The sequence below is a fragment of the Acidithiobacillus sp. AC3 genome (assembly GCF_050261095.1).
GTDB classification, from domain to species: domain Bacteria; phylum Pseudomonadota; class Gammaproteobacteria; order Acidithiobacillales; family Acidithiobacillaceae; genus Igneacidithiobacillus; species Igneacidithiobacillus copahuensis.
This window is the reverse complement of sequence record NZ_CP189838.1, coordinates 698937-719676: the sequence shown is the minus strand read 5'-3', so window position 1 is coordinate 719676 and position 20740 is coordinate 698937. Positions and strand designations below refer to the sequence as shown.

Here is a 20740-nt window from a genome sequence, read left to right as displayed (position 1 = left end):
GCATGCCCCGTCCCCCGCTGCTCGGTCTCGATATTGGACTGGATGCAGTAAAACTTGTAGAGCTGTCTTCGACGCGGGGACAGTTTACCGTTACCCATGCCGACAGCGAGACGATACTAAGTGACCCGGGTGCAGAACCGGATGGACGAGATCTCGAGTCCAGCAGTAGCGCTATCCGCACAATTCTGCAGCGATCGCGCATCCGCACCAAAAAGACCGCAACGGCATTACCGTCCAACAACGCCATCGTCAAAATCATCTCTCTGCCATCAGGAATGCGCGATGACGTCATCGAGGACCAGATTCGCTACGAGGGTCAACAATACATTCCCTTTCCCATGGAGCAGGTCAATTTTGACTTCGCTGCGCTGGGGCCGGATTCAGAGCGGAAGGGATATCAGCAGATTCTCCTCGTTGCCAGCAAAAGAGATCATGTGGAAGACAATTCTGCCATCATCGAAGGTGCCGGCCTTAAACCAGCCATTCTCGATGTGCGGCAATTTTCCCTGTGGACGCTCATCAATCATCTGCAACCGCAGACCCGTAGCGAAAAAGGCGGCATCGTCCTGATTGAGATCGGCGGCAGCACGACCGGGGTGCACGTTTTCGAAAACTCCCAACCCATTTATTCTCGCGACCACAATTTTGGCACGGCGAAGCTGACCGAAAGGATCTCACAGCATTTTGGCCTGAGTCGTGACGATGCCATACGGATGCAGCGCTTCGGCGGCCTGCCCCAAGAATACGAGAAGGACGTACTCGCCCCGTTTGTCGCCGATCTCGGTCGGGAAATCCTGCGTGCTCTGGACTTCTTTCAAGCCAGCCTACCCGATGTCAATTTACGAAAAATCGCGCTTTTCGGCCCCGGAGCCAATCTCGCGGGCATTACCAAACAGCTCGCTTCCTTACCGGTCGAGACGCCCGACCCGTTTACCGGGATGAGCATCGGATCGGCCGTGAACGAGCGTTTTTTGCGCAGCGAAGGTTCTGCCATGGCGGTAGCCTGCGGACTTGCTCTTCGGAGGTTTGCTGAATGATCTTCATCAACTTACTTCCTCATCGCGAAACCAAGAGAAAACAACAGCAACAGATTTTTCTCGCGGGGCTGCTTCTTGTGCTGATTGTCGCAGCGGCTATTTATTATGGCATTTATCAGGTATTTGTTGGGCGCGTGCAGGCAGAACAGCAAAAAATCGTTTACCTGCAGGGGGTAACCCAGCAACTGGACCAAAAAATTGCTTCTATTGCCGATCTTCGTAAAAAACGCGATGCTTTGCTTGCCCGGGAAAAAATCATCAGCACCCTGCAGGGCCGACGCGATCTCAGCGTCAGGATTTTCAACTCGCTGGCGGCCATCACTCCGCAAGGGGTGTTTTTGACCAAGCTGCAGCAGCAGGGGAACAACGTCAGCCTTTCTGGCTATGCCGAGGGCAACGATCAAGTGGCCGAATTCATGCGAAAAATCGAAACCAGCGGGGTTTTCGACAAGCCCACGTTGGATATCATCAGCAAGGCCCAGTTAGGCGGTGCGGAGGTCAACCAGTTCACTCTCCAAATGCAAACCCGCCTGCCCAAGGCAAAGTCGGAGCAAACTCATGACCTGGGATGAAATCAACAATCTACAGCTTGATGATCTCATGCGCCTGCCACTCAAGGTCAAGGCCATCATTGTGGCTGTCATTATCCTCTTGCTGGGCATTTTTGCCTGGTTCTGGTTCATTTCCCCGGAAAACGACAAGTATCATAATCTTCATCTACAGGTAGAAAGCATGAAAGAACAGGTGCGCCAGAAGCAGCTCCTGGCCGCCGATCTGCCTGCGTATCAAACGCAGATCCAAGAAATGAAACTGCGCTTCCAGCGCTTTCTGAGCCAGCTGCCGGATCGCGCACAAATTCCTTCCCTGCTCGACGACGTCACCCTCGCCGGCAGGAGCCGCGGCCTGGAATTCTCGCTCTTTCAACCACTTCCAGAAGTAAACAAGAATTTTTACGCAGAAATCCCAGTAAAAATCAATGTAGTGGGAACCTATGGCGACATTGGCCGCTTCGCCGCGGCGGTGGCAGCGATGCCGCGGATCGTGACGATCAACGAGATCAACATCTCACCCTCGGCAGGCGCCAGTAGCCCCGTTCCGCCCGCCAAGGCGCTGGCGGCCCAGCAACTACAAATGTCCTGCGTGGCGACGACCTACCGCTATATCGAGGCCAAGACCGACCAGACAGGAGCACAAAAATGAAGGTGTCAGGCCGCATTGCCAGTCTCGTGACGCTAACCCTGCTCTTGAGCGCCTGCTCGCAAAACGACAATCTGGCAAAGCTGCAAGCCTTTGTCCAGGAAGGACCGCAGCTGCATCCCAAGGTTCAGCCACTGCCGCCAATACCGCAGTACGCCGCAACGGCATACAGTAACCCGCAAAATCGTGATCCATTCACCAGCTTCTCCACTCTGGCATTACGTGCAGAGGCGGCATCGGCAGGGACACAGAACGCTCCACAGCGGAAGGGACCACTCCAGCCCTTGGAAAAGTATGCGCTTGGTAGCCTTACCCTGACCGGAATCATGCAGGCGGATGGAAAATACTGGGCGGTATTTCTGACCCCGGACGACAAGGTCTATCGTGCGGACGTAGGTAGCGGCATCGGCGACAAGAATGGTCACATCGTGTCCATCGACGCTCAGCGTCATAAAGTCGTTGTCATTCAGTATCTGCCCAATGCTTTCGGCGGCTACGAAAAACAAAGCACGACTCTGCACTTTCAGAGCAATGCTTGAGTCAAGGATCTGAGCAAGGATGAAGCACATGAACCAGAATGATTCTTTCGCAGTGGTAGCGTCCCAGAGCAAGCGGCGGAAACGGCCTGCCACCCTGCGGTTTGCCCTGGTGACGGCAATGAGCTGCATGGCGGTCACCGGTACCAGCTGGGCCGCAAGCTTGATCCAGGGAATACAGGTGGAGGCCAATAACCAGGGAACGGTACTCAACATCCAGAGCGATTCGCGTCCGTCCTATGATGTGAATACCTTCAACCATGGCTACCGCGTGCAGATCGATTTTCAAGACGCCCATTTCCTCCCCCAGGCTAACAACGTCGCGGGTGGGGGGGTAATCGAAAACATTCTCAGCGAAAATGACGGACACAACGCCCGGCTGGACCTGCTGCTGCGCTCGCCACAGGCGGTGATGGTGGAACCCGCTCCCGGTGGTTACCGTTTGCGCTTCGTTGCCCTGCAGAAGAGGCCAGCAGCCACGCCTGCGGCCACAGCCACGCCTACTTCTAACCCCGAATCCAGCGCGCCCGTTACCGCGGCTCCGGAGACGTCAGTCGTACCTGCCACCCTCGGCACGAGCGTGGAAAACCTGGCTTTTCATCGGGAAAAGGATGGCGCTGGCATGCTCTCCCTCAGCATTCAGGGGATGCAGCCGCAAATGGACGTGAGTCGGGAGCCAGGGCGCCTGGTTGTTACCTTGCACAACACCCAGGTGTCCAGTAGCCTCACCCATCGCTTTGGGACGGATCAATTCGGTACCCCGGTACAGTACGTCGATGTCTATCCCTTGGGCACCAGTACTCGCCTCATCTTTCACATTGATGGGCCGTTTCAGTACTCTGCCTATCAGCTCGGCCAGCAGACCATGATCTCGGTGCGCCATGAGGATGCCAATGCCGCCGTAGAGAATCCCATGCAGAGTAAGCGCTTGAGCATGGACTTCCAGAACATCAGTGTACGGGATGCCTTACAGGTCATTGCTGACTTTACTCACCAGAATATCGTGGTTTCGAATAGTGTCTCCGGCACCCTTTCCATTCGCCTGAAGAATGAGCCTTGGGAAGAGGCCTTCAAGGTGATTCTGGAATCCCAGGGACTTGCGGTAAAGCACATCGGCAACATTCTCTGGGTTGCCCCGGCCAACCAGATTACCAGCCAGGAAGAGGCGGAATTGAAGGCCGATGCCAGCAAGCGCAAACTGGAACCGTTGGAGACTGAACTCATTCCCCTGCAATATGCCCGGGCAACCCAGATCGCGGATTTGCTGCGTGGCTTCTCCCAACAAATCAACAATAGCGATTCCGGGTCTGGCCTCGATGCTCAGCAAAGTCACGCCCTCGCCTCTGCCTTGGGAATTCCCTCGGAAAACCTCATCGGCAATTCTCTCTTGGGCGCGCGCGGTTCCGTCGCTGTGGTCACCCGCACCAATAGCCTCTTGGTACGCGATACCCCGCAAGACATCGACAATATCAAGAAGCTCATCGCCAAGATCGACAAGCCGGTTCCCCAGGTCTTGATCGAGGCGCGTATCGTCCAGATCACCACCAATGCCGCGCAATCTCTGGGCATTCAGTGGGGCGGCACCTACACCTCTGGTGGCGGTGGCGGCATTATCAATCTGTCGGGTACCGGCGCCTCGAATAGTACCAGCACCCAGGGTGGCAGCTATCCGATCAGCGGCTTCGGCAGCAGCAGTGGCACTGGCACCAGCACCGGCAGCACCAGTGGTGGCGTACCTGCGCTGGTGAACCTGCCGGCCTATGCGCCCAGCGGTAGTCCGCTGACCGGCCTGAATCCCGCCTCCCTTGGCTTTGCCCTGGGTAATGCCTCCGGCAGCCGGATTTTGAACCTGCAACTGCAGGCTCTGCAGGCGGCCAACAAGGCGAAGATCATCTCCAGCCCGAAAGTGCTGACCGAGGACAACGAAACCGCCACCATTGCCCAGGGTACGGAGATCCCCTACCAGCAGGCATCGAGCAGTGGCGCTACCGCGGTTTCCTTCAAGAAGGCTGAGCTGAGCCTCAAGGTCACCCCGCACATTGCCCCGAACGGCAAGGTCACCATGGACGTGGAGGCCACCAACAATCAGCCGAACTACGCCCAGGTAACTGCCGGCGGTGTTCCCATTAATACCCAGGAGGTCAAGACCAAACTGCTGGTCAACAATGGGCAGACGGTCGTCATCGGTGGTATCTACACGGAAACCAACAGCAGCTCTCAGTCGGGGGTTCCTTTGCTGAAGGATATTCCGCTGCTGGGTTGGCTGTTCAAGGCCAAGGAATATAATACGGCGCAGACGGAACTATTGGTCTTCATCACCCCCAAGGTGGTGGGTGGAGAGAACATGGGAGACGACGCTGGCTAGAATCATCCTCATTGGCCCCATGGGGTCAGGCAAGAGCACCATCGGCCGCCTTTTGGCGGCCCGTTTGCGTTGGCGCTTCGTCGATTCCGATGCGCGCATCGTGGCTGCTACTGGGGTGGATATTCCCACGATCTTTGCCATTGAGGGCGAGGCGGGTTTTCGCGAACGCGAGCATCGCGTGCTCTACGACATCGCGCAAGAGGATGAAGATATCGTACTGGCCACTGGTGGCGGCGCCGTACTCGATCCGCGCAATCGGGAACTGCTGCGCCGCATGGGCGAGGTGATCTACCTGGAAGTCAGTGTCAGCGAACAGCGCAAACGGCTCCGCCATGATCGTCAGCGTCCGCTGCTGCAGGTGGACAATTTGCGCCAGCGCCTGGACGAACTGGCTGCGGAGCGCACGCCCCTCTATCGGCAGACCGCCCACTGGCGGGTACGTGGCGATGCGCTACGTTCCGACCAGGTACTGCGGCAGATATTGCGCCATCTGCGCGACCTCTGTACGGACCAGTAGCGCGATAGCGAAAATACTTTGCAGTGCGGCACGAGCCCCCTACAATGGGGAGAACGACGCAGGAAGAGATTCCCGAAATGCCTAGTCTTCAAGTTCAGCTCGGTGCACGCTCCTATCCCATACAGATTGGTTCGGGGATTCTGCACGACGCACAACGCTTCCTCCCCCACCTGAGTGCGGGCGCCATTGCCATCCTGTCCGACGATCTGGTGGCCCCCCTGTACCTGCCGGCCCTGCGCGAGACCCTGGCGCACGCGCAGCGTCCGCTGGTGGAAATCATTGTGCCGCATGGCGAAGGCAGCAAATCCTTTGCCCGGGTAGAAGAGGTCTGCGGGCAGATGCTGGCGGCCGGACTCGGACGGGATAGCACCCTCTGCGCCCTGGGCGGTGGCGTGATTGGTGATCTCGGCGGCTTTGTCGCCGCCATCTATCAGCGCGGAATTCCCTTTCTGCAAATCCCGACGACCCTGCTGGCGATGGTGGACTCCTCGGTGGGCGGCAAAACCGGTATCAATCACCCCTTGGGCAAGAACATGATCGGCGCCTTCTACCAGCCGCGCGCGGTGATTGCCGATGTCGACACTCTGGACAGTCTGCCCGAGCGCGAATTTCGCTCCGGCTTGGCCGAGGTCATCAAGTACGGACTGATCAACGATCCGGGCTTTTTTGCTTGGTTGGAAGATCATCTGGACGCTATTCTCGCTGAGGATAGCGACGCCCTGGCGCGGATCATTCACGATTCCTGCGCTGATAAGGCGGAAGTCGTGGCACGCGATGAACTCGAGGGCGGCCTGCGCGCCATCCTCAATTATGGTCATACCTTTGGCCACGCCATCGAGGCCGCTACCGGTTACGGTACCTATCTGCACGGCGAGGCGGTTGCCATCGGCATGGTCATGGCCGCCGATCTCTCCCGTCGTCTCGATCTGTTACGCGAGAGCGAGCAGGCGCGCATCTTCCGCCTGATTCAGGCGGCCGGCCTACCGACGCACGCCCCACGTCTGCCGGCAGAGGAGTACCTGCGCTTCATGCGCATCGACAAAAAGGCTGCCGGCGGACAGATCCGCTTCATCCTCCTGCGCAGCATCGGCGAGTCAATCATCACCGGTGACGTGCCGGAAGCTGCCGTGCGGCAGACCCTCAACGCCTTCATGGAGTGAATCATGGCAGCACATAACAAGGCCACCAGCGAGCTGGAGGAAGAAATTGCCGAGCGCCTGCGCGTGCATCCTGACGCCTGCCTGCGCATCGGTAATTTCGGCTTCATCGAGCTCGAAGACAGCTGGGGCGATGAAGCCACCATCGTCAATACCGCCCGCATCAGTACCACCAACAATCGTTTGGCCAATGCCGAAGCCTTCAGCGAACGCGATCGCGCCCTGCTCTATCAGTTGCTTCGCGATCAGCATGGTACTCCCTTCGAAACGGTCTATTTTCGTTTCCGCTTCATCGCCCCCATCTTTGTTTTGCGCCAATGGGTCAAGCATCGGATATCGAGCTGGAACGAGTTTTCTATGCGCTACCGCAAGCCGATATCGGAGGCTTATGTGCCCGATCTCGCCGCCCGCAGCGTCGATGGCTATGCCGTTCTCGACGACGATGCCATGGCCGAATATGAATCGCTGATGAGCGAACTGTTCACCTGGTACGAGCGGCACTATGAAGCCGCCTGCGCGCGGATAGAGGCCGCACGTGCGGAGGGCATCCTGCCGGCCAAAAGTGGCGGTCGCGATCCCTACCGAGGCCGGGCACGGGAACTATTGCGTAACGTGATGCCGGTAGCGGCCTATTCCGACGTTTACTGGACCGTGAACTTCCGCAGCCTGATGAACTTTTTCCGCCTGCGGCGCAAGCCCGATGCCCAGTACGAAATCCGTCAGTACGCCGACGCCGCCTACTTGCTTTTCTCCCGCCGTCTGCCGCTACTGGCCCAGACCATGGAGCAGGTTCTGCAAGAGAGTCACGCATAAATGGAGCGAGGCCTCGCCAGTTACGCAGCGCAAACGGGGCAGAGCCGGGGGCGGCGTCATTTTGAGAGCGAGCCGACCGGGGGCCGCAGCGAATACCAGCGCGATCGGGATCGCGTCATTCACTCCACCGCCTTCCGCCGCCTGGAGTACAAAACCCAGGTCTTCGTCAATCACGAGGGCGATCTCTACCGCACCCGCCTCACCCATAGCCTGGAAGTGGGCCAGGTTGGACGCGCCATTGCCCGCCAGCTGGGTCTGGATGAAGACCTGGTGGAGGCCATCTCCCTTGCCCATGACTTGGGCCACACCCCCTTTGGCCATGCCGGACAGGATGCTCTGAACGCCTGCATGGCGGAGTATGGCGGCTTTGAACACAACATCCAGTCTCTGCGTGTCGTCGACGTGCTCGAGATGCGCTACGGAGACTTCCCAGGTCTCAACCTGACCTTCGAGACCCGCGAAGGGATACTCAAACACTGCAGCCGCAATCGCGCAGAGAAACTGGGAGATGTGGGCGAGCGCTTTCTCAAGGGCGAACAGCCCAGCCTCGAGGCACAGATCACCAACTTGGCGGATGAAATCGCGTATAACAACCACGACATCGATGACGGCTTGCGCGCCGGTCTGCTCAACCTTGATGCGCTCGTCGAAGAAACCATGTTTGGCCCCATCTACCGCGAAGTCGCGCAGCGATATCCCACGGCATCGCGCACGGTGTTGCGGCACGAAGCCGGTCGTCGCCTGATCAATCTGCTGATTACCGATCTGGTGGAACATACCTCCTCGCGGATCAGCGCCGCAGGAATTCAGAGTCCTGCGGACGTACGCCAATGCTCCGAGCCCCTCGCCGCCCACAGTCCAGACAGGGTCCGCGCCATTCGCTCCCTGAAAAGCTTCCTGATGCAGAATCTCTATCGCCATCCCCAGGTGCATCGGCAAGCCGAAAAGGCGAAGCGCACGGTACGACAGATTTTCGAGCTACTCTTTACCGATCCGCAGCTCCTGCCGCGCAAACAGCAAGGCTTTCTGCGGGAGCATCCTGGCGATCTGCGGCGCCGTGCCCGGGTAGTGGCAGATTACATTGCCGGCATGACCGATCGTTTTGCCATCGCCGAACATGAAAGACTCTTTAATCCTCGATCGGGAGCATAGATAGGTTCTGAGAATCTACTGATATTCTTTATCTTTCTGGCTTATTCCAAAATAAAAATCTGTTGTTGTCCCGCATTTCGGTTTCGCTATAGACTCAAGAAGTTTTATCAACAAGCGGGAAGAGGAGAATGATGATGATCAAAAATCTGTTGATGTCTGCCGTACTCGGTTCAGTCCTTGCAGCACCTGCCCTGGCTTTTGCGGCAGCCCCAGATTTCATGTCCCCGGAATGGGCAAACGAGCTATGCACTGCCTGGAATCAGAATGACACCCTGACCACCAAGCTGGCTGGTGCCTGGATCAAGAACAACGGTGGAAAGGGCTATAAAGTCATGGAGATTTCTGATTCGACGATGAAATCGACCCCGCCCGTGCAACTGGAAATTGCGCCCAAGGATGGCAAGGCCGAATGTATTTACGGCGGCGCAGTGAAGGTTACTGATCTCAACTATAACTACGACTATAAAATGTGGGCCACTACCCACGACTGGCATCACATGGGTTCCCCGATGATGGCGATGATGTTTGGACGTCTGAACTTCAAGGGACCGAAGATGGAGGCCATGGAAAACATGGGTCCGTTCTCGGAGTTCCTGAAACTGGTGAAGGAAGTTCCGGCTACGGTTCCGGCATCCTGATACCGGGCAGGAAAGCAAAACGTCCGGCAGCGTATGCCGGACGTTTTTTATTGTGCCTGCAAGCGCTCCCGCAGTAAGGCGTTTACCTGATCGGGATTGGCCTTTCCCTGGCTGGCCTTCATGACCTGCCCCACAAAAAATCCGAAGAGCTTTTCTTTTCCCGCGCGATAATCGGCAGCTTGCTGCGGATTTTTCTGGATGATCTCGTCGATCATGGCAACGATAGCAGAGCTATCGGTAATTTGGCGCAGGCCCCGCGCATCGATGATGGCATCCACCGAGCCCCCTTCAGCGAAGAGGATTTCGAAAATTTCCTTGGCAATTTTTCCAGAAATCGTCTGATCGGCGATGCGTGTTAGCAACTGCCGCAGCTCTTCTGCGACGACAGGACAGGATTCAATCTCCAGGCCTGCTTTGTTCAGTGCCCCCAGCAATTCTCCCATCACCCAGTTCGCCGCCAGCTTGGCATCCTGATCGGTAGCGACGATTTCATAATAATCCGCCAACTCCTGCGCGGCGGTCAGCACCGCGGCATCGTAGGTTGGTAAGCCATACTGTTCGATGAAGCGAGCCTTGCGAGCATCCGGCAGCTCCGGCAACGCAGCGCGAACCCGCTCGATACGCTCTTCCTCCAACTGCAAAGGGAGAAGATCAGGATCCGGGAAATAGCGGTAATCGTTTGCCTCTTCCTTGCTGCGCATGGAACGCGTTTCGCCTTGATTGGCATCGAAGAGACGGGTTTCTTGCACGACCTTACCGCCCGCCTCGAGGATGTCCTGCTGCCGCAGAATTTCGTAGCCAATCGCCTTTTCCAGAAAGCGAAAGGAGTTGAGATTCTTGATCTCGGCCCGGGTGCCGAAGGGCTCACCGGGACGCCGCAGGGACACGTTGGCATCACAACGAAAGGAACCTTCCTGCATATTGCCGTCAGAAATATCGAGATAGCGCACCAAGGCATGCAGCTTTTTCAAATAGGCGACGGCTTCCACTGCAGAGCGCATGTCCGGCTCCGAAACGATCTCCAGTAACGGGGTTCCGGCCCGGTTGAGATCGATGCCCGATTCGCCCGCGTAGGCCTCATGCAGAGACTTGCCGGCGTCTTCTTCGAGATGCGCTCGGGTAATGTTGATACGTTTTTCCATTCCATCCGGCAGCAGCACATCGAGATGTCCACGCCCGACAATGGGGATCTCGTACTGACTGATCTGATAGCCCTTCGGCAGATCCGGATAGAAGTAGTTTTTTCGCGCAAAGACACTGCGGTGGTTCAGCTCGGCACCTATGGCCAGGCCGAAGGCTATAGCTTTGTCGACAGCCGCCTCATTCAGTACTGGCAGTGCTCCGGGCATGGCCAGACAAACGGGACAGGTATGCGCGTTAGGCTCTGCGCCGAAAGCGGTAGAACAAGCGCAAAAGATCTTGGTGCGGGTGTTGAGCTGCACATGCACCTCAAGCCCGATAACAACTTCCCAGGCCATGCTCATTGCTCCTCCCAGCCTGGCACTTGCTGGTGCCAATCACTATCCCGCTGGTAGGCGTCCCCAAGCCCAAGAATCAACTCATCTGCAAAGTAATTTCCCATGATCTGCAGACCGATGGGCAACCCTGCCTTACTGAAGCCACAAGGCAAACTCAGGGCGGGAATACCCGCCAGATTCACCGCGATGGTGTAGATATCGGCAAGATACATGGCTACCGGATCGGCACTCTTGGCTCCCAAGGCAAAGGCGGGAGTTGGTGTGGTCGGGCCCATGATCACATCCACCTCGGCAAAGGCACGACGAAAATCCTCACGGATCAGGGCGCGAAGCTGCTGCGCCTTGCGATAGTAGGCATCGTAGTAGCCGGCGGAGAGCACGTAACTGCCGACCAGAATGCGCCGGCGCACCTCGGGGCCGAAACCTTCATAGCGCGACTGCAAGTAGAGCTCCTGCAAGTCGACAGACGAGCCGCTGCGATGGCTATAGCGGATCCCATCGAAACGGGACAAGTTGCTGGATGCCTCGGCCGGCGCCAGGACATAGTAGGTACTGACGGCATGGACATTGTTGGGCAGGTGCACCGGTCGAATTTCCGCACCCTGACGAGCGTACCACTGAATGGCTTCTTGCACGACCTGCGCCACCTCAGGATCCAATCCCTCTCCGAAAAATTCCTCCGGAACCCCAATACGTAGACCCTTCACGCTGCGTCCCAGGGCTGCCGAAAAGCGTCCGGCGGCCTGCGGATGGCTGGTAGAGTCAAGAGCATCGTGACCAGCCATGACGTCCATGAGCAGGGCACAGTCGGCAGCCGAACGCGCCATCGGCCCCCCTTGGTCAAGGCTCGAAGCAAAGGCAATCATCCCGTAGCGGGATACGCGCCCGTAGGTGGGCTTCAGGCCAGTCACCCCACAAAACGCCGCTGGTTGGCGGATGGAACCGCCCGTGTCGGTACCGGTAGCGGCAGGCAGCAAACGCGCCGCCAGCGCGGCCGCCGAACCGCCCGAAGAGCCACCTGGTACCCGAGTCAGGTCCCAGGGATTGCGCACTGCACCGAAGAAACTGGTTTCGTTGGACGAGCCCATGGCAAACTCGTCCATATTGAGTTTGCCCAGGCTCACCATACCCGCTTTCTGAAAACGCTGGACCACCGTGGCGTCGTACGGAGAGACAAACTCCGCCAGCATCTTCGATCCACAGGTCGTGCGTTGTCCGCGGGTACAAAAGATATCCTTGTGCGCCAAGGGAACCCCCAGTAGGGGCGCACTATCGCCTTGCGCGCGGCGTTGATCCGCGGCGCGGGCCTGCTCCAGCGCCGATTCTTCGCTAATGGTAATGCACGCATTGAGGTTGTCCTGCGCTTGCCGCAGGCGCTGCAACAGGGTGGAGCTGAGCTCCACCGCCGAGAAATCCTTGTTGCGCAATCCTGCCGAGAGCTCCGCAACGCCCATCTGGTGGAGTTCCATGACCAACCCTTATTCAATAACCTTCGGAACCAAAAACAGCCCGTCCTGCGCGCGTGGCGCCGAGGCCATCAACTCTTCTCGGGACAAACATTCCTGCCGCAATGCATCGGATCGCAACGGCTGCCGCAAATCCAGCGGGTGCGCCATCGGCTCAACGCCCTGCGTGGGCACGGCCTGCATCTCCGCCACCAGCGAAAAAATCCGCTCCAGTTGACTAACCATCTGCGGCAACTCGTTGTCTGGCAACGCAATACGACTCAAATGCGCGATGCGCTTGACCATTTCCGTATCCAAATTTTCTCCCTTTACGGTACGTTGGCAGCGGAAGCCGTCCCTGCGGTCGGCGGCAAATCCAAACCCTCCAACAACTGATTCTTGTTGACCTTGCCGCCATCGATCAGGAACTGTTCATGCTGCTCCCAGGCATTGCGGGCAAAGACATACGGGTTGACGGCATCCTCCACCATCTTCACCTGTGGCGCATCCACATGACCGGTGTTGATCACACCCATCCCGCCCCAGGCCCATTGCGCATTGCTGCTCGGAAAATAATACGGGGGCGCAACAAAAATCGCCAGAGCCATACCGGGCAGGTTGCGCAGCGAACTGGGACCATAAAACGGCAAGACCAGATACGGTCCCTGTGGCACTCCCCATACCCCCAGCGTCACGCCAAAGCCATTATCCTGCTTGGGAAGATCGAGCTTATTGGCGACATCAAAAATGCCGCCCAAGCCGAAAATGGTATTGACCAGAAAACGGCTCAGGCCTTCCATTCCCGGCTGTACCCGTCCTTGCAGGAAATCGTTGAGGAAGATATAGGGCATGTCGGCATTGGCGAAGACATTGCTGACACTGGTGCGGAAAAACTTGGGGGTAACGGCTTCATAGCCCTGATTTACAGGGCCGAGAACATTGCGGAACAGCCAAAGATTGGCATTGAAGATGGGCTTGTTGACCGGCTCGAGGGGATCAGTTGCCCCAGAAGAAGCACTCGAGGGACCATGCATGGTCGCGCAGCCGCTCAAGCCAAGGGACGCAACGAGACCGAGCAGAAGAGCTAGACGGCGGACGATCACGATTTAGTACCGGATGCGTAGGCCTGGATTTCCTTCCGCAGATGCGCAAGCAGTGCCGGGAAACCCTTGCTCTTGATCATTGTCGTATATTCCGAACGCTTCATCGATAGATCGCTGACACCATCCGCGACCACGTTTATGATTTTCCAATCTTTTCCATCAGCCTGCTCAAGCAGGTAGTCAAAGCGATGCACCCGGCCGTTTTTCATCGTGAAGGTCGTAAAAACCCCCATGGTGCCTGGGCGTAACTGCTGCGCCTCGACAACGGCAAAGTGCTCGCCATTGTAACCATCAAAACGGCCAGCGTAGGTAGCGGCGGTATACTCGCCAAGTACTTTCACAAACTGCTTTTGCTGATCCGCATTGAGCTTGCCCCAATCCGTTCCCAACGCCAGCTCGCCAATCCGCTGAAAATCAAAGGTCTTCTCCACCACAGGGGCGATAATCTTGTACCGCCCCTGATAACCGGCATCTTTGCCGGCCTTCATGGTGGCGATGAGGGCATTATCCAGATTCTCGATCGTCGCCTTGGGACTGCTTACTGCCGCCGTCTGACCGCTGGCCGCATCTGCCCAGGCAACAGAACTGCCCGCGGAGACCAAGCCTAGAGCCAAGACTGGCAGGATCAACCGGATGCTACGAAACATAAAAATCTCCTTTGCAAGCACTTCAGCGAATCAGCGCTCTACCCGTAATGGAAACACAGGTCTTTCCGATCCCGGGTTCGGAGGGCTGGAAGGCATGTCTGGCGCCATCGGACCCCGAGTCTTCGGCCCAAACAAAGACACCCGCAGTGCTTTGAGTGGATGCGCAAAGGTATCGTTCACCGCCGTTGGCTCAAAACCCGAGTGCACCTGACACTGGTCGCACTTGCTGTTGTTTCCCACCCCGTAACGCTCCCATGGAGTATCCTCCATCAGCGCACGAAAACTAGGGGCATAGCCTTCGCTGACGAGGAGATAACAGGGCTTCTGCCAGCCGAAAATGTTGCGCGTCGGATTTCCCCAAGGCGTGCATTGATAGGTCTGATTACCGGCAAGGAAATCCAGAAACAGGCTGGACTGATTGAACTTCCACTTGGCCTTGCGCTCCTTGCCAATACGGAAGATGTCGCGAAAGAGCTGCCGTGACGCCTGCCGCTTGATGAAGACTTCCTGCTGCGGCGCACGCTCATAATTGAAGCCGGGAGAGATCGTCACCCCCTCCACGCCAAGCGCTTTACAGTCATCCAGGAAGTTTGCGACCTCCTCCGCACCCTCGCCCTGAAACAGGGTGCAGTTGACCGTCACCCGGAAACCCTTTTCCACCGCCTCACGAATGGCTGCCGCCGCTCGCTTGTAGGTTCCCGGCTGACAGACGGAATCATCATGACGATGCTCATTGCCGTCCAAGTGTACCGAGAAGGTCAGGTAGGGCGACGGTTGATAGTCTTCCATACGCTTCTTCAGCAGCAGGGCATTGGTACACAGGTACACAAAGCGTTTACGTTGCACGAGGCCGGCAACGATCTCGGGCATATCCTTGTGGATGAGCGGCTCCCCGCCGGCGATGGAGACGATGGGCGCACCGCACTCCTCCGCCGCACCGATACATTCTTCCACGGAAAGTCTCTTATCCAGAATCTCATCGGGGTAATCGATCTTGCCGCAACCGGAACAGGCCAGATTACAACGAAACAGTGGCTCCAGCATGAGCACCAAGGGATAACGGCGGTTACCACGCAACTTCTGCCCGATGATATACCGGCCTACGCGATAACTCTGAACAAGTGGCACTGCCATTTTCAGCCTACTCCTTTCCTCGGGGGTTCTATGCCCGGGCAATCGAATTCATGTGTTAAGTATAACATACCGTAGCGTATGTTACCCAAGCACCTTTTCGTTACGCCGCTTTTCTGCGCGATAGAAAGAAAAACAGAAAGTTGGCGATACGCGGAGCCAGCTTGGGGCGCAGCAAACGCGCGTCATACGGGGCAAAGCGTCGCTCGTTTTCGCTGCGGCAGAGGGCAAGGAGCTTGGTGAGACTCATGTCCTGACTGACTTGCTCATGCCCAGTCATCGTAAAGTTTTCCTCTCCCCCATTATCCATCCCGCGCGCCGTCTGGATGCGTGCCCAGGCCTGCAGAGCGATCACTTGGAGGCGTCGATATTCCAGCTGAATCTTTTTCCACCAGGGAAGTTGCTGACGGTACCAATGTAACCAATTGATAAAGAAAATGATATGCCGCGCTTCCTCTTGCATGATCGGGTCAAAAATCTTTACCAACGCCTCCGGAAAAAAGCCCGAATCGCGCGCCGCCGCAAAGAGACCAAAGGCGAAATACGAGTCGAGACATTCCCCATAACCGGTAAAGAGGAATTCCCAATACGGATCACGAATGGGTGGTGGCGTCGGCATGGGAGGAATCGCAATGCCGTAGTGATTCACCAACGCTTGCAAGAGCTCGGCGTGCCGGCGCTCCTCAAAACCGTCCAGGGCAATTGCTGCCTTGACCAGAGGATCCGCCTCGGCATCGGCCATGTGCTGCACCATTCGCGCAGTCACACTCTCCGTGGCCACGGCTTCTCCCCAAAACGGCAGGGACTTCAAGCGCTGCTCCGCCGCAGGATCCAGATCAGGCCAGTCGATCCGGGCCGGATCGAAGTCGATATGGGTGGCGTGAAAAAACTCACAAAACAGTTCCCGATGGCCCTGCGCGGTCATCCCCCCCACTACTGCTGCGCTCATACGCCCTCCTCTTGAGACCATTGTCTTCCTAACCATTTTTTTCGCAAGCCTTGGCCCTCCCAAAGATACCAGGAAAGCAACAAGGGGATTCCCAGTGCCAGTTCGCGAAAACGGCGCAGGAGCGAATAGGCCAGGGCCAGCTCCGGTCCAACGCCGATGATCGCGCCAAACAGGACGAACCCCCCTTCCTGCACGCCCAGCGCTGCAGGCATGAAGAATGCCACACTTCTCAGGGCTTGCCCCAAACTCTCCAGAAGTACGGCAGCAGACACGGGAATAGGGTGTTGCAGGAGCAAGAAACTCAGCCAGAGTTCACCAGCACCGGCAAAAAGCCCCGCCAATTGCCAGAAGTTTGCCCAGAGCAATGTCCAGCGCCGCCGATAAATGTGCAGAATCTCTGCGTCTAGTTGCCGCGGTTCGCCAATCAGGACCGAAAAATCTCGGCCGCCACTTACGCGACCCAACATTGTATGTAACATATGAAAGAGGCCGACGCGACCCTGGAACCAGAACAACAAAGCCAAGACCGGCAAGACCGCGAGCAGAGCAAAAAAGATATCCCTACGGATCTGCAGATCAACGGCCCAGTGCAGCAAAAGGAAGAAACCAAGGACAGCGAAGAAAAACTGACTGAGCAAGGTCAGACTGACCTCTACCACCACGCTGGCCGCTGCCTGCACCAGCGAAACACCCATACGTGCCAGTAGGCGGATACCGACAAATTCGCCGCCCACACGGGCAACGGGCAGTAGGCCATTGACAGCCTCGCGCAGCAGGGCCAGCCAGGTCAACCTAGACAAGGCCGGGCGCCCGGGCACCGAGGCGAGGAGCCAGCGCCAACTCATCGCATCCAAACCGATCACCAAGGCATGGGCGGGCAACAGCAACCAGACCAGCCAGGAGCTTTGCTGCAATATGGAAAATATTCCCCGTGCCCCCTCGTGCCAGACCAGCCAGACGGAGAACAGGAGCCCGAGGGAAAGCAGCGCGGCGCTGCCTATGCCCCGGTGAGAGAAAGAAGAAAGATTAGCTGCCCTCATCCTGGGCAATTCCTTCCTCACGCGGTGAGGGGGTAAAGAGGAGCAGCAGTGCTGGCAGCACGACCAGAATGCAGAGCAGGACCACCGCGAGAGCGATACTCAGGGCGTCCCCCAAGCTCGCCATGCCCGGGTCGACGGACAGCGCCATACTGCCAAAGGCACTGAGGGTAGTGAGGCCACTGAAAAATACCGCCATGGGCGTTGACGTTTGCAATAGATGGGCAGCATCGACCCCACTACGCCAACGCAACACGATGTAGATACCAAATGCCACCCCGAGACCAATGAGGAGCGGCAAGACGATGATATTGCCGAGATTGAAACTGACGCCCAATAGTGACATTGCAGCCACTGTAAACAGCGCTGCCAACAGCAAAGGCAAAACGATCAGCAACATGTCGCGGTAACGGCGCAGCGACAGCAAAAGCAGTAGCGCGATACCCACAATGGCGATGTAGGTCGCCTCCTGAAAGGCGCCCAATACCGCCTCTCCACCTTGCACCAACATCACCGGCGCGCCAACGGCACGCGGCTCCGCCTGCAGTACCGTGGAGACAAATTGCAGCATCTTCTGATTATTGGTCAGATCCGCCTTGGGAAAGACTTCTACCCGCGCCTGCCCATCAGCGGCAAGGTAGCGACTGCGTAAGTCCGTCGGCAAATTGTCGATGCTTACCCGCGAGGCCAGGAGCGCCTCGCCCAACTGATGCAGTTCGTCTGGCAAAGTGCCAAGTAAAGAACTCTGCAGCGACGCCAGCGCCTGAGGATTCTGCGCATTTGCGGCCAGGAATCGCCCCAGAGCGTTCGCCAGGTTGCCGGCCGCCCGTCCTTGCGTGCCCTTGTCCTTAGCTGCCAGCTCCTGCAAATTCTTCTGTAGCTTCTCCATCTTTTGGGTCGTATCCGGCGCTGGCGGCGTCAAACTGGCAGGCATCAATAGCGAGAATGGTGGTACGAGGATCTGCAGGTTATTGAGTATAGCGAGTTTTGGGCCCTGGTCTTGCGGGACATAGTCGGCAATGGTCAACGCCCGGGCAACCGTCGGTACCTTTTCTAGTCGCTTGGCGATGGCTTTTGCCTCGTCCAGATTTTTTGCAAGGACCTCGATGCGATAGGGTGCCGTATCCGGATTGGCAAGCAATTCCTCAAAAACCTTTACCCCCTCCGCATGCTGATCGATCATGTGTAGCGGATTGAAGTCAAAACGAACCTGTAGCGCGGCTGGTATCGCCGCGACCGCAAGCACGGCAACCACTGCCAGTATCATCCAGGCGTAGCGGTGAATGGGATGCCGCGCCAGGGTAGGCACCCGATGAAAGTGGGGAAAATCTACGTGTTTCCGCGCCGTTGCCGAGAGCCGCCAGATGGTGAGAAAGGCCGGCAGCAGGGTAAGGGTGAGGAATAGTCCAATCAACATGCTGGCGCCGGAAACCAGCCCCAGATCGACAATGCCGGCATAACTGGTGGGCACAAAGGCGAAAAAACTGATAGCTGCCGCGACTGCTGCAAGTGACAGGGCTGCGCCCAGACCACGGGAAACGCGCTTCATCGCCTCTTCGTGGCTTGCACCGTTGAAGAGTTCCTCGCGAAAACGCAGGCTGAACTGGATACCAAAATCGACACCCAAGCCAATGAATAAGATGGCAAAAGACACAGAAATCAGGTTGAACGGCCCAATCACCAGCAATGCCCAGGCGGTAGTGAGAACGATACCCGCGATGAGATTGACGAGCACGCCAACGACCAGACGGGCGCTGCGCAACGCAATGATGAGAAGCAAGATCTCCAGACCGAAAGTGATGGCCAGCGAGGTAAACGCCCCTTCGCTGACCGTTTTCAGTTGCTCTGCATCCAGTACTGCCTGGCCGGTGATCCCCACCTTCAGCCCATGCGCCGCGTTGATGTGCAAGGTCTCCAGACCCTTGCGTAAGAACTGGATAGAGGCCTCGGCTGGCTGCAGACTGCCATAATTCAGAGTTGGCTCGATAATGACAAAGCGCTGCTGGGGTCCCAGATGTCCCAAACCGCCACCCATCAACTTGGCCCAATCGATCTGCCGCGGATGTCCGGTCAGCTGCGCATCGATACTTTGCGCAAAGGCATCGTATACGGGTACGAGACCTTGAACATCGACGTTGCCGTGCAGACTCTGCTGCGCTGCCTCTGTAAGCAGATCACTCATACCTGCCAGACTGGGGTTGGCAGAAAGACTGGCAATCAATGGCTGCGCCACCGTGATCCGCTGCGCAAACTCCCGCACCTGCTGCTCGGAGAGATAGAGCAAGCCATTCTGGGCGAAGAATTTGCCACCGCCCGGCACATAAACACTGCGGAAATATTTGGGATGCGCCTCCAGCCAGCTTTGTAGACGCCCGACAGCGTTCGCCGTCGCGCTCGCGTCCTTTCCCTGCAGAACGACGACGATACTGTCGCGGTCCTGGGGAAAGACCTTTTTGTAGGCGATTTCGCGTTTCTGAAACGGCAGATCATGAGACAACACATCGCTAGTGTTGGTATTCATCGCGAAATGGGTGGCAATGTAGGCGAGCGCCACCAGGAGCAGGAGGACAAAAAAGAGAAAAACCGCTTTGGCATGGCGCACCGAGAAGGCCATGAGCATACAAATGTGGCGCATGTACCACTCGCCAATGCGCGCGAGAAAGCGCTCAGCCGCAGGCGAAATCATGATAGGTTCCGGTACGAATACCCTGGGCGCGTAGATTTGCCGCGAGTTCCGGCGCACAGAGCGCCCGCCACTCTGCCGCGGGCCGATAGTCTGGCATCAGTTGCCGCAGTTGCGTAGTCTGTTCCTGCGCGGGGTGAAAATACAGCTCCGTTACCTGCCCTGCCGGGACCACGGCGAGGGCACGCTGCAGTCGGTCAGCGTCCATCTGTCCGGTGGACTGCAGACCCAGCAAGAGATCGTTGCAGAAGAGCCCTTGCGAGCGGATGACGTGCCGCATGCGCGCAACCCAGGGCAGTAATAAGCGCGCGCCCAATGCAGCGCTACCCGTCACTGGCGCCAGCTGCCGCGCCAGTGCCAACGGCTCCCGCGGAATGCGTACCGCACGCAAGGCAAAGCGCTTGCCAATTTCGATGAGTAGGTGCAACACGGTAGGATGGGCGTGCAAGTGCTTGTGCGCGTTCACATGATCGAGATGCAGACCGCTGTCGGCAAAGGCCGCGTATTGAGCGGCGATTTCGGCTGCAAGCTGGCGCCGCACCCGCGGCAGAAAAAAATAGCGCACGCCGCGACGCCAAAGGTCAGCGGCAAAACGCCCATGGGCATCGACCAGATCAGGAACCTGCGCCGCAGGCAATACCGGATAACCATCCACCAGGGTCAAATGCAAACCAACTCCAAGATCAGGCAGATTCCGCGCAAGCTGAATGGCCTCAGAAGCCGCCGCGGCCGAGACCATCAGACTTGCGCTATTGAGCACCCCGTATTGATGCGCAGACGCAACTGCAGCATTTACGGAAGCATCCAGGCCGAAATCATCTGCATTGAAAATGACTTTTCGTTCGTTCGCCACAC

The 20740-nt window shown here is 57.5% G+C and carries 20 protein-coding genes; 10 read left to right on the top strand and 10 right to left on the bottom strand.

All coding sequences use genetic code 11. The annotated features are described in order from the left end of the window. Nucleotides 1–2: 2 nt before the first annotated feature. The 10 genes from pilM (at nucleotide 3) to ACQAYK_RS03615 (ending at nucleotide 9412) form a co-directional block, all read left to right on the top strand. On the top strand, nucleotides 3–1037 hold the full coding sequence (pilM, locus tag ACQAYK_RS03660) for a type IV pilus assembly protein PilM (RefSeq protein ID WP_226826957.1): 1035 nt from the start codon (nucleotides 3–5) through the stop codon (nucleotides 1035–1037). After that, on the top strand, nucleotides 1034–1609 hold the full coding sequence (locus ACQAYK_RS03655; RefSeq protein ID WP_215872427.1) for a PilN domain-containing protein: 576 nt from the start codon (nucleotides 1034–1036) through the stop codon (nucleotides 1607–1609). The genes pilM and ACQAYK_RS03655 overlap by 4 nt, the downstream gene beginning before the upstream one ends. Then, nucleotides 1596–2237, top strand: a complete 642-nt coding sequence (locus ACQAYK_RS03650) for a type IV pilus inner membrane component PilO (RefSeq protein WP_215872421.1) — start codon at nucleotides 1596–1598, stop codon at nucleotides 2235–2237. Before ACQAYK_RS03655 ends, ACQAYK_RS03650 begins: the two co-directional genes overlap by 14 nt. After that, a complete protein-coding gene (locus tag ACQAYK_RS03645) occupies nucleotides 2234–2773 on the top strand; it encodes a pilus assembly protein PilP (RefSeq protein WP_215872420.1) in 540 nt (179 codons plus the stop codon). Before ACQAYK_RS03650 ends, ACQAYK_RS03645 begins: the two co-directional genes overlap by 4 nt. 28 nt (nucleotides 2774–2801) lie before the next feature. Further along, nucleotides 2802–5135: a type IV pilus secretin PilQ gene (locus tag ACQAYK_RS03640; RefSeq protein WP_480082233.1), complete on the top strand. Its 2334-nt coding sequence runs from the start codon at nucleotides 2802–2804 to the stop codon at nucleotides 5133–5135. Then, nucleotides 5104–5652 carry a shikimate kinase gene (locus ACQAYK_RS03635; RefSeq protein ID WP_480082232.1) on the top strand — a complete coding sequence of 183 codons (549 nt, stop codon included), beginning with the start codon at nucleotides 5104–5106 and terminating at the stop codon, nucleotides 5650–5652. Before ACQAYK_RS03640 ends, ACQAYK_RS03635 begins: the two co-directional genes overlap by 32 nt. 77 nt (nucleotides 5653–5729) lie before the next feature. Next, nucleotides 5730–6812: a 3-dehydroquinate synthase gene (gene aroB / locus ACQAYK_RS03630; protein WP_215872418.1), complete on the top strand. Its 1083-nt coding sequence runs from the start codon at nucleotides 5730–5732 to the stop codon at nucleotides 6810–6812. A gap of 3 nt (nucleotides 6813–6815) precedes the next feature. Continuing rightward, nucleotides 6816–7622: an FAD-dependent thymidylate synthase gene (gene thyX, locus ACQAYK_RS03625; RefSeq protein ID WP_215872417.1), complete on the top strand. Its 807-nt coding sequence runs from the start codon at nucleotides 6816–6818 to the stop codon at nucleotides 7620–7622. Further along, complete coding sequence (locus tag ACQAYK_RS03620; RefSeq protein WP_215872416.1) at nucleotides 7623–8774, top strand: deoxyguanosinetriphosphate triphosphohydrolase; 1152 nt, start codon at nucleotides 7623–7625, stop codon at nucleotides 8772–8774. It abuts the gene before it with no gap. Between the two features lie 128 nt (nucleotides 8775–8902). Further along, nucleotides 8903–9412 carry an SCP2 sterol-binding domain-containing protein gene (locus ACQAYK_RS03615; protein WP_226826959.1) on the top strand — a complete coding sequence of 170 codons (510 nt, stop codon included), beginning with the start codon at nucleotides 8903–8905 and terminating at the stop codon, nucleotides 9410–9412. 47 nt (nucleotides 9413–9459) lie between these two features. On the opposite strand, the gene gatB is transcribed toward ACQAYK_RS03615, so the two are convergent. From gatB to hpnK, 10 genes are all read right to left on the bottom strand, one after another. Further along, nucleotides 9460–10890, bottom strand: coding sequence for an Asp-tRNA(Asn)/Glu-tRNA(Gln) amidotransferase subunit GatB (gene gatB, locus ACQAYK_RS03610; RefSeq protein WP_215872415.1), 1431 nt, complete (start codon nucleotides 10888–10890; stop codon nucleotides 9460–9462). 2 nt (nucleotides 10891–10892) lie between these two features. Further along, nucleotides 10893–12359, bottom strand: coding sequence for an Asp-tRNA(Asn)/Glu-tRNA(Gln) amidotransferase subunit GatA (gene gatA / locus ACQAYK_RS03605; protein WP_483167886.1), 1467 nt, complete (start codon nucleotides 12357–12359; stop codon nucleotides 10893–10895). Between the two features lie 9 nt (nucleotides 12360–12368). Next, nucleotides 12369–12653 (bottom strand): Asp-tRNA(Asn)/Glu-tRNA(Gln) amidotransferase subunit GatC, encoded by a 285-nt coding sequence (gene gatC / locus ACQAYK_RS03600; RefSeq protein WP_226826963.1) that lies wholly within the window; start codon nucleotides 12651–12653, stop codon nucleotides 12369–12371. Nucleotides 12654–12664: 11 nt separating this feature from the next. Further along, the gene (locus ACQAYK_RS03595) at nucleotides 12665–13438 is read right to left on the bottom strand and encodes an MlaA family lipoprotein (RefSeq protein ID WP_319643724.1); all 774 of its coding nucleotides are present in this window, start codon (nucleotides 13436–13438) and stop codon (nucleotides 12665–12667) included. Beyond that, on the bottom strand, nucleotides 13435–14085 hold the full coding sequence (locus ACQAYK_RS03590; protein WP_215872413.1) for an ABC transporter substrate-binding protein: 651 nt from the start codon (nucleotides 14083–14085) through the stop codon (nucleotides 13435–13437). The genes ACQAYK_RS03595 and ACQAYK_RS03590 overlap by 4 nt, the downstream gene beginning before the upstream one ends. A gap of 30 nt (nucleotides 14086–14115) precedes the next feature. Then, nucleotides 14116–15219: an adenosyl-hopene transferase HpnH gene (gene hpnH / locus ACQAYK_RS03585; RefSeq protein ID WP_215872412.1), complete on the bottom strand. Its 1104-nt coding sequence runs from the start codon at nucleotides 15217–15219 to the stop codon at nucleotides 14116–14118. Between the two features lie 100 nt (nucleotides 15220–15319). Next, a complete protein-coding gene (locus ACQAYK_RS03580; protein WP_215872411.1) occupies nucleotides 15320–16165 on the bottom strand; it encodes a ferritin-like domain-containing protein in 846 nt (281 codons plus the stop codon). Further along, the gene (locus tag ACQAYK_RS03575; RefSeq protein ID WP_215872410.1) at nucleotides 16162–17205 is read right to left on the bottom strand and encodes a lysylphosphatidylglycerol synthase domain-containing protein; all 1044 of its coding nucleotides are present in this window, start codon (nucleotides 17203–17205) and stop codon (nucleotides 16162–16164) included. The genes ACQAYK_RS03580 and ACQAYK_RS03575 overlap by 4 nt, the downstream gene beginning before the upstream one ends. Continuing rightward, entirely contained in the window at nucleotides 17192–19888 is a 2697-nt protein-coding gene (locus ACQAYK_RS03570; RefSeq protein ID WP_215872409.1) for an MMPL family transporter, read from the bottom strand. The genes ACQAYK_RS03575 and ACQAYK_RS03570 overlap by 14 nt, the downstream gene beginning before the upstream one ends. Continuing rightward, the gene (gene hpnK, locus ACQAYK_RS03565) at nucleotides 19869–20738 is read right to left on the bottom strand and encodes a hopanoid biosynthesis-associated protein HpnK (protein ID WP_255790127.1); all 870 of its coding nucleotides are present in this window, start codon (nucleotides 20736–20738) and stop codon (nucleotides 19869–19871) included. The genes ACQAYK_RS03570 and hpnK overlap by 20 nt, the downstream gene beginning before the upstream one ends. Nucleotides 20739–20740 lie beyond the last annotated feature (2 nt).